The organism is Candidatus Brocadia sapporoensis (assembly GCF_001753675.2).
Lineage (GTDB): Bacteria > Planctomycetota > Brocadiia > Brocadiales > Brocadiaceae > Brocadia > Brocadia sapporoensis.
The window spans coordinates 1-8,536 of the sequence record NZ_MJUW02000084.1; the positions used below are offsets into that span (position 1 = coordinate 1).

General features: G+C 40.7%; 8 protein-coding genes. 6 read left to right on the plus strand and 2 right to left on the minus strand.

All coding sequences use genetic code 11. The features are described 5' to 3' along the window. Positions 1 to 65 precede the first annotated feature (65 nt). The 6 genes from BIY37_RS07820 (at position 66) to BIY37_RS07845 (ending at position 5,973) form a co-directional block, all read left to right on the plus strand. Positions 66 to 989: a metal ABC transporter substrate-binding protein gene (locus BIY37_RS07820; protein ID WP_070067280.1), complete on the plus strand. Its 924-nt coding sequence runs from the start codon at positions 66 to 68 to the stop codon at positions 987 to 989. A gap of 6 nt (positions 990 to 995) precedes the next feature. Further along, positions 996 to 1,703 carry a metal ABC transporter ATP-binding protein gene (locus BIY37_RS07825; protein ID WP_070067281.1) on the plus strand — a complete coding sequence of 236 codons (708 nt, stop codon included), beginning with the start codon at positions 996 to 998 and terminating at the stop codon, positions 1,701 to 1,703. Between the two features lie 3 nt (positions 1,704 to 1,706). Further along, complete coding sequence (locus BIY37_RS07830) at positions 1,707 to 2,573, plus strand: metal ABC transporter permease (RefSeq protein WP_070067282.1); 867 nt, start codon at positions 1,707 to 1,709, stop codon at positions 2,571 to 2,573. 281 nt (positions 2,574 to 2,854) lie between these two features. Then, entirely contained in the window at positions 2,855 to 3,832 is a 978-nt protein-coding gene (locus tag BIY37_RS07835; RefSeq protein WP_070067283.1) for a tetratricopeptide repeat protein, read from the plus strand. A 150-nt stretch (positions 3,833 to 3,982) separates the two neighbouring features. Beyond that, on the plus strand, positions 3,983 to 5,008 hold the full coding sequence (locus BIY37_RS07840; protein WP_230402468.1) for an ABC transporter ATP-binding protein: 1,026 nt from the start codon (positions 3,983 to 3,985) through the stop codon (positions 5,006 to 5,008). A gap of 149 nt (positions 5,009 to 5,157) precedes the next feature. Continuing rightward, positions 5,158 to 5,973, plus strand: coding sequence for an ABC transporter permease (locus BIY37_RS07845; protein WP_070067284.1), 816 nt, complete (start codon positions 5,158 to 5,160; stop codon positions 5,971 to 5,973). A 113-nt stretch (positions 5,974 to 6,086) separates the two neighbouring features. Here the strand turns inward: BIY37_RS07845 and BIY37_RS07850 are convergent, their stop codons facing one another. Then, the gene (locus tag BIY37_RS07850) at positions 6,087 to 6,356 is read right to left on the minus strand and encodes a hypothetical protein (protein WP_070067285.1); all 270 of its coding nucleotides are present in this window, start codon (positions 6,354 to 6,356) and stop codon (positions 6,087 to 6,089) included. 4 nt (positions 6,357 to 6,360) lie between these two features. Next, positions 6,361 to 7,659: a VanZ family protein gene (locus BIY37_RS07855; RefSeq protein ID WP_070067286.1), complete on the minus strand. Its 1,299-nt coding sequence runs from the start codon at positions 7,657 to 7,659 to the stop codon at positions 6,361 to 6,363. Positions 7,660 to 8,536 lie beyond the last annotated feature (877 nt).

An 8,536-nucleotide genomic window follows, 5' to 3' on the forward strand; every position in this document is an offset into this window, starting at 1 on the left:
GGGTATTACAGAAGGTCGATTTTCGCACTGCGAAAATCGTTTGCAGAATTTAGGAGGAATATAATATGAAAATAAAATACCAAATAATATGCCTTTGTTTCTTATTTGCAGTAAGCTGGGCATCTACTGTTCATGCCAAATTACATATTGTTGCAACAACCTCTGATCTGGGTGACCTGGCAAAGGAAATTGGAAAGGATAAAGTTGAAGTAACTACTATTGCAAAGCCTACGGAAGACCCCCACTTTGTTGATGCGAAACCTGGTTTTATTATGAAACTGAACAAGGCGGATATTCTTATCGAGGGAGGTTTACAATTGGAAATAGCCTGGTTGCCATCCCTGGTTTTAAGCGCTAGAAATCAGAAAATACTTCCTGGGAATCCCGGATATGTTGTTGCGTCATCTCCCGGAATTCAAATTTTAGAAGTACCCTCAGCAGTCACCCGCGCTGCCGGAGACCTCCACCCTTATGGCAACCCCCATTTTATGCTGGATCCGCTCAATGGGAAAATTGTCGCCTCCCATATTTGTGATCAACTATGTCAAATTGATGAGACAAATTGCAACGATTATCGGGACAACCTAAAGAATTTTATTCAGAGACTGGATCAAAAATTACCCGAATGGCAAAAAATGATGGAGCCCTTTCGTGGTACAAAGATTGTTGCCTATCATAAGACTTTTCCGTATTTTGCAAAGAGGTTTAATCTGAATATCGTGGGAGAGCTTGAACCAAAACCGGGGATTCCTCCTTCTCCATCCCATCTCAACACCCTTATTCCCATGATGAAAAACGAAGGGGTAAAACTTATTCTTATTGAACAATTCCGGGAACGAAAAATCCCTGAATTCGTTTCTGAACGGACAGGGGCAAAGATTGTCATTTTACCAATTATGGTCGGAGGTCAAAAAGAAGTGCAAGATTATATTGCTCTTTTTGATTATACTATTAATCAGATTGTAACGGCGCTCAAAACCAAATCTTAGTCCAACATGAATACGGAAAACTGTATTACTTTAAAAGGCGTTGCTATTGGGTATGGCAGGAATACTATCCTTAGCGATATTAATTTTTCTTTAAAAAGTGGTGAATTCGTCGTCTTATTCGGACCAAATGGATGTGGTAAAACCACCCTGTTTAAGACCATTCTGCGGATCATTCCTCCCATACAGGGAAGCATCCTCTATGGCAATGAAAATGTCCCGAGATTTGGATATGTGCCGCAGCGCAAACACTTAGACGAAATATATCCATTTACCGCAGAAGAGGTCGTGTTGATGGGTACTTTCGGACAGAGGAAACCATTTTGTCCCACTTCTAAAATCGATCGTTTATTGGTAGAACAATGCTTAAAAGATGTTGGCATGCTGGAACTCAGAAAGAATTTTTTTTCCGAGTTATCCGGGGGGCAAAAACAACGTATACTTATAGCGCGGGCGCTGGCAACAAGGCCAAATGTTTTGCTGCTTGATGAACCCATTACGGGACTTGATATCCTTGCCCAAAAAAAGATCATAGAACTTATCTCTGTACTGCACAGAAAGCACCAATTAACGATCATGATGATTACCCACGAAGTCCATTATATTCCAAGTTGGGTTAAAAAAATAATCCATATTCATCACTACAAGGTAGTGCTTGGTTCATTGGAAGAGATAATTGCTTTGTCAAGGATCGATGAAGTACCAAATCAGGAGTGACGGATGGAACAATTATTAGAGATACTTAGTCCACATTTCCTTTTACGAAACGCATTTTATGCGGGATTGATCGTGGGGTTTGTGTGTCCTCAGGTAGGCATTTTTTTTGTGCTGCGCCGTATGATTCTTATGGGTATAGCGCTGCCACAAGTGTCAAATGCAGGTGTCGCCTTTGCATTTCTTTTACATACCCTCGGGTGGCATTTTTTCCGTCATATAGAATCTGAAAAAGTAATGGCGCTAACAGGTTCAGTCTTCTTCACGCTCATTACCATCTTTGTTTTAGCCATTCTCGAGCGAAGGCGGAAAGGATTCACAGAAAACCGCATAGGATTTACCTATGCCATCGCTGGCGCGGCGGCTATCTTGTTTGTTTCCTGGAATCCTTACGGAAAATCAGAAGTACTTTCCATGCTTACCGGGGAGATTATTTCCATACCGGATATCTATCTATGGTCAATGTTTGCCATCTACGGATCAATATTTATTGTCCTCATCGGTTTTCATCGTAATTTTATCCTGGTATCATATGACATCGATATGGCAACTACCATTGGGAAAAAAGTGGTCCTGTGGGACATTATGCTTTATCTTATTATCGGTATCATTATATCCTTCGGAGTTATGACTGTTGGTCCATTGGTTATCTTTGGCTTTCTATTGATACCACCCGTTGCGGCAAGGATGATCACGCGTGGCATTCCTCTTTTCTGCATCGTTTCATCAACCGTTGGAATCGTTGCATCTTTTGTTGGTTTTTACATTTCCTATCGGTTTGACCTTCCAACCGGTCCAACCGATGTCGCCCTCCTCTGTGTAATTTTAGTGTTGCTTTATCTCGGAAAAATGCTTTTCCGATTTAAAAGATAAGTTGAATCCTGTCCATATGCGGATATAATTCGCTCTATAATAAAATTGGTAATAATATAGTTATTTGAAAATTCGTACTTTCCTATGCAAACGGCACGAAGTACGGTATAGAGAGCGGATGGTTTATCCCTCTGCACAGGCCGACTACACGGGATCGGCACTACCTTTTTTAAAAAATGCAATGCTAATAAATATTGTACGTGTGGCTTTATTTGAATCCGGATTTGTATATTCCATTTTTTCAGGTCGATTTATGAATGAAACCGTAAGGAGAAGGTATCATGGATAGTAAAAAGATTATCGGTATAACAATTCTATGTAATCTTGCGATGATGGCCCCGTTGAATTCGACTCATTGTTTTTCAAAAGAGGGGACTGCTACTGCAAAAAACAAAGATAGACCTCAAGGAGAGGCATTGTTGGGTCAACTTAAAATTGCTGATGAACAGTATAAACAGGGGGTACAATACGCCCAGTATGGCCTTTTTGATGAAGCAATAGAGATGTATAAAAAGGCGTTGGCGAGGAATCCCGATTGCCCTGATGTATACAATAAGCTTGGCGTTGCATATGCGCAAAAGGGTCAGTATGACAATGCTATTGAGTCCTTCCAAAAGGCTATTGAACAAAATCCAAAAGATGTTGAAGCTTATTACAATCTTGGTTCAGCGTATTTCGACAAAGGGGTTTTTGATAATGCCATAACGACATTTAACAAGACCATTGAAATGAATCCGGACTATCGGTCTGTTTATGCGCTGTTGGGTATCGCATATACAAAAATTGGTAAATATGATGATGCAATCCGGGTGTTAAAGAAGCGTATTGAATTAGACCCGGGTCTTGCAATTTCTTATTCAAACTTAGGTATTGTTTATTCAATGAAAGGCATGAATAAGGAAGCCCTGTCGGAATATAATAAGGCGCTGGAAATCGACCCGGGACATATAAATGCACTGTATAATATAGCCCTCTTACACGATAAAACGGGTAATGTAGACGAAGCTATCCGATACTACACCAGGGTAATTGAAATTGATGTTAGTAATGCCGATGCACAATATCGGTTAGGAAAGGACTACATGAAGAAAAAACAATATGATGATGCAATTAATGCCTTTCAGACAGCCGTAATGTCCAATCCAGACAACACTGAAATATATAACGATCTGGGAAACGCTTATAAAGCAAAAGGCATGGAGAAGGATGCCGAGGGCTACTTTTCTCTCTATAAAAAAAAGGCGAAAAAAGCAAAGTAGATACGCCGGGCTCATTATGAGCCATTCGGAACTTCCTGACTATAAAATAGTTTTGCTCCAGACGGTTTGGACTGTCCGAATTTTTAGACTCAAATAATATTTTCTGAATCGTTACTCTGAATTTCTGATCTCCACGGAGCTTTGCTCCATTTGTCCGAGATTACCAAATTGTCCTACTGCATAGAGACACAGGATTTGACAAAAAAGTATCCGGTAATAAAAGGATACGGCGGCTTATTCACTCATCTTTTCAGAAAAAAGGAAATTGCCGCCTTACAAAACGTAAGTATCCGGATAAAAAGGGGGGAGTTATTCGGGCTTCTTGGCTCAAATGGAGCCGGTAAAACCACCCTCATAAAAATCCTTTGCACCCTCGTACTTCCCACCTCGGGAACTGCGTGGATGAACGGACTGGATGTCACAAAAGATCAAAAGAAAATAAGAAAGCTCATTGGCTATGTGGTGGGTGACGAGCGGAGCTTCTATTGGAGGCTTACTGGCAGGCAAAATCTTACGTTTTTTGCAAAGCTCAACAATGTTCCCCGCCATGATGCTCAGGCAAGAATCGAGAGCCTATTGTCATTTATGGAACTTCAATATGACGCAGACAGGATGTTTAAGGATTATTCTACCGGCATGAAACAAAAATTGGCAATAGCCAGAGGACTTCTTACGGAGCCTGAAATCATTTTTATGGATGAACCGACCAACGGGATGGATCCTGTCTCCGCGCAAAAATTTCGGAAGTTGATAAAAGAAAAATTGGTTAAAACGGAGAAAAAAACGGTAATATTTGCGACGCATAACTTGCATGAAGCTGAGGAACTCTGTGACCGCATCGCTATTATCCACAAGGGAGAAGTAAAAACCGCTGGTCTTATAGGGGAGATAAAAAGAGAGTTCCATTCAGGGAAAGGGTATGTGATTGAATTAAAAGGCCCGGTGACCGGATTTCTGGAAAAGATTCCTTACATCACTTCCGCAAGGAAAGTTACCATAATACCGGACAACTCTTTTTCCGATACCACGCAGATCGAAGTTGAAATCAAGGATGGTGATAACGATATATTTCCCATAGTGAAAGAAATTGCGGATTTAGGAGGCAAGATCTGTTCCTTTTATGAAAAAGAAATCTCTTTGGGTGAACTGTTTTCTATGGTCATCGGGAGAAAATAGATAATCTTCCAGGGTCAGATATCTTCCTCTCTTTCACACTCATGTTTTTTTTTCTATTCATGCAGAAAGCGATAATCAACATTTTTCCTGATAGCTGATACTATGCTGATGAATTACAAAAACAACAAAAAGAACCGGAAGTCGCTATTATGGCTTTGTTTATAGAAAAACCTCTTGCCTTTGTCTGGAAAGATCTTATCAATGAGGTAAGCTATAAATTTGCATTCTTCATGCAAGTCTGTGGCATTCTCGTCACAACCGTGACCTTTTTCTATCTCTCAAAGCTCCTGGGAGAAGTTGGCACATCATATCTCAAGCCGTATGGGGGAGACTATTTCTCCTTCGTCCTTATTGGAGTGGCATTCTTTAACTATCTTAAGGTATCCATGGACAGTCTCTCCGCCAGCATTCGGGAAGGGCAAATGGTGGGGACACTGGAAGCCCTGCTGGTAACCCAGACAGAGATTCCAACAATTATACTCTCTTCCTCTCTTTATAGTTTCATTTTTGCCTCTTTTAAAGTGGCTGTATACTTGATATTAGGAGCCTTTTTCTTCGGCGTCGACATGGGCAATGCGAACATCATGGGTGCATTTCTTATCCTGCTTCTCACCATCGTCTCTTTCAGCAGTATTGGGATAATCTCCGCCAGTTTTGTCATGGTATTAAAAAAGGGGAATCCGGTAAACTGGCTGTTTACTAACGTCTCCGGAATTTTAGGCGGATTGTACTATCCCGTCTCTGTTCTCCCGAAATGGCTTCAAAAATTGTCTGCGATGCTACCGGTTACCTATTCCCTGGAAGGGATGAGACTGGCGTTGCTTAAGGGGAGCTCTTTAAACGCACTCCTGCCGAATATCGCAGCATTAACCGCCTTTTCGGCTGTCATGCTGCCGTTGAGTGTTTTAATATTTGGATATGCCGTTAGAAGGGCAAAGATCGACGGAACCCTGACACAGTATTAGTGCAATGTTCACCCATGATATTCCCCGGAGATTGCAGGATCAACCTTTTACGCACTCGTAGTAAATGTGAGCAAAAGGGCATTGAGTTCTTACAAGAAATCAAGTATAAGACATTAAAACATCTCAGCCAATTTCTTTGAAATCACGGTAAGGTTTTTATCCTTCGTGAGAAATTCTATCTCATTCGGATGTACCCTGAGGTCAAGAAGCATCTTCTTTATCTTTTTCCATCCAGATTCTCTTTTTTTCTCATTCGTTTCCAGATACATGTCAGAGACTAATTCTCCCAGTTTTTGTATAAGCCGAAGGTCTTTGTTTTCATAAAAATTTCTGATAACTTTTTTCTGATATTCGGTGTATCCTTTTTCACTATTTTGATCCATTGATTTATCTCTTTGTGTAATATTTTTTAAGGATAAGCAGGCATAAGATTCCGACAGGAGCGGTGACAAGTGCATAGTAAAGCGCCTTGCAGAACTTCATACCAAACGCCCCAATAGGAAATAAATAGCTCGCAAGAGTTGAAACAGGGTTAAATGCGAAAACGTGGGAATTCTCTATTCCATCAACATAAACACGGAGAATCGATTTGCTATAGGTAATAATCAAATTACGCGGCTTTGTAGACGAAAAGATGTCTGCTACTACTATTTCCGGATACACTCCATTTTTCCCGGTCAAAGGAGTGCGGAGACGGACGATCAAATCATTGTTTTGTTGTCCGATGGTAAAGTTACGGAGAGAAGGATTTTGTGAAAGAGTTACGATGCGCGCAGGCCCGCTTTGCATGGTATTTGCTGTCATCAATGCTAATTGTATAGTAAACTCAGAGGATTTTGATATTCTTTGCGTTAAATATTCCGCAGGGGTCCTTGTCATTAACCATTGATCGGGCCCAAACATAGTAGCCTTGTCATGGTAACGGTCATCGTATTTGCCCTGCCAGATCAAATCAGAAAGATGCCCTGTTTTATCGCGATAGCTTCCGTTATCAGTCAACTGGTACCAACACAGAAGTGAAGCTCCTGTTAGATTACTAAGGTCTTTTCCATGAAAAGCAAGTGCTACCTCCTGACTTGAAATTGCCCTGTCGGCAATCAATATTTCTGAAACAGAGCCTCGCCACGGTCGGTATCCTGTCTGTTCATTTCCGAAAAGAAGATGAAATCTCTTGTCCCAATTGCCAGGTCTTGTAAGAAATGAAAATATGATAGCGCTAAGAATGGTCAAGGCAGCACATCCTAAGAAAATATGTAACAGATTTCTCTTAATGCGCATGATACATTCAACCCTAAATTCCCATAAATAAAAATAGATAAATCCGAGAAATCCTCCGACGCTATTTGAGAAAACGTCGGTTAGCGAGGAACACCTGGATGGTAGAAAAATTTGCAAGATTTCAACGATATAGGATATTCCAAAACTAATTATCGTGGCTCCTGCAAGGGTTTTTAACGCATGAGCCCCTTTTACTTGTAAAGAATAGCCAGAGAAACCAAATCCGAAGGGAAGAAACAACAAGATATTGTTGAGGATATCGTAAATACTGGATGGGCGCCATTCCAAGACAAGATAACTAATTATTTTTCGGTTATCAATTCCTCTCATCGAAAACCCGAAAGGATAGAGTGTAATAATGAATATAATCAAAAGGCTAATGAGCGCTATCTTCATGCTTGCACTCATTCTACACACCTTGAAAAATACGTTATTGCGATGTGGATAATAGATCATCTGAAATCCTGGTAAAAGGCGCTGCCTATTCTTAAAATCGATTGATTCCCTTTTTTACTGTCATATAGAATGACAGCCAATGAGAATCCATTCCTTCTTAATCCAATACGTCAACATTACAGGAAAGGCGTACCCCTGCATTTCGCCGTTCTTCCGCACATGTGCGGACATCAGTTCTGGCCGCACTATCGTTCTCTTCAAAAATATCAGCTTTACTAAGGAAAAATAGTCACACAGGGCACGATACCTGGTATCTCTTTCGGGATGAGGGAATGGTCAACATGGCTGTTGTGATAATGTACGATAAGGTTGTTGCATATCACGTTAATATAATCATGAAATCTCCTGAAAATCAAGCGGTAATGGTATTTTGTCTCTTTGGTATCTGTCTTGCTTTTAGCATTTTAAATCAAGATGGATTGTTTTTAGTAACCATTTATTTTTTTTAAAAAATTCGTATGTCTACAGGTAATCGGTACGAAATAGAATGCATAGCGAGGGTAATTTAACGGTATAGGAATTTCCATTTTATTTCAACGGGTTACCGGGTGGCATGGACAAACTTGTTTGTCCATGATGTCTGAATCTATGCATGGGTTTGGGACTCTATTGCACGGACAAACAGAGTTTGTCCGTGCTACCCAACAGCCGAAGACATGACTTGTATTGTTCGGGTAGCGCGGGCAGTGTATCGCCCGCTGGTATGGGAAATTTTTAATTTTTCTGGTCTTTTTGAAGAGGAGCGAGTGTGAAATGGGCATGTACAGAAGGATCAAGGTGTTCCGGTATTGTGTCGTGGTGTCTTCCCTGTTTGTTACGTCAATGATCA

What these genes read in the sequence shown, in the direction of transcription:
- BIY37_RS07825 (WP_070067281.1), top strand. Translation starts at nt 996, where the DNA reads ATGAATACGGAAAACTGTATTACTTTAAAAGGCGTTGCTATTGGGTAT.
- BIY37_RS07855 (WP_070067286.1), bottom strand. Translation starts at nt 7,659, where the DNA reads ATGAGTGCAAGCATGAAGATAGCGCTCATTAGCCTTTTGATTATATTC.
- BIY37_RS07835 (WP_070067283.1), top strand. Translation starts at nt 2,855, where the DNA reads ATGGATAGTAAAAAGATTATCGGTATAACAATTCTATGTAATCTTGCG.
- BIY37_RS07845 (WP_070067284.1), top strand. Translation starts at nt 5,158, where the DNA reads ATGGCTTTGTTTATAGAAAAACCTCTTGCCTTTGTCTGGAAAGATCTT.
- BIY37_RS07850 (WP_070067285.1), bottom strand. Translation starts at nt 6,356, where the DNA reads ATGGATCAAAATAGTGAAAAAGGATACACCGAATATCAGAAAAAAGTT.
- BIY37_RS07830 (WP_070067282.1), top strand. Translation starts at nt 1,707, where the DNA reads ATGGAACAATTATTAGAGATACTTAGTCCACATTTCCTTTTACGAAAC.
- BIY37_RS07820 (WP_070067280.1), top strand. Translation starts at nt 66, where the DNA reads ATGAAAATAAAATACCAAATAATATGCCTTTGTTTCTTATTTGCAGTA.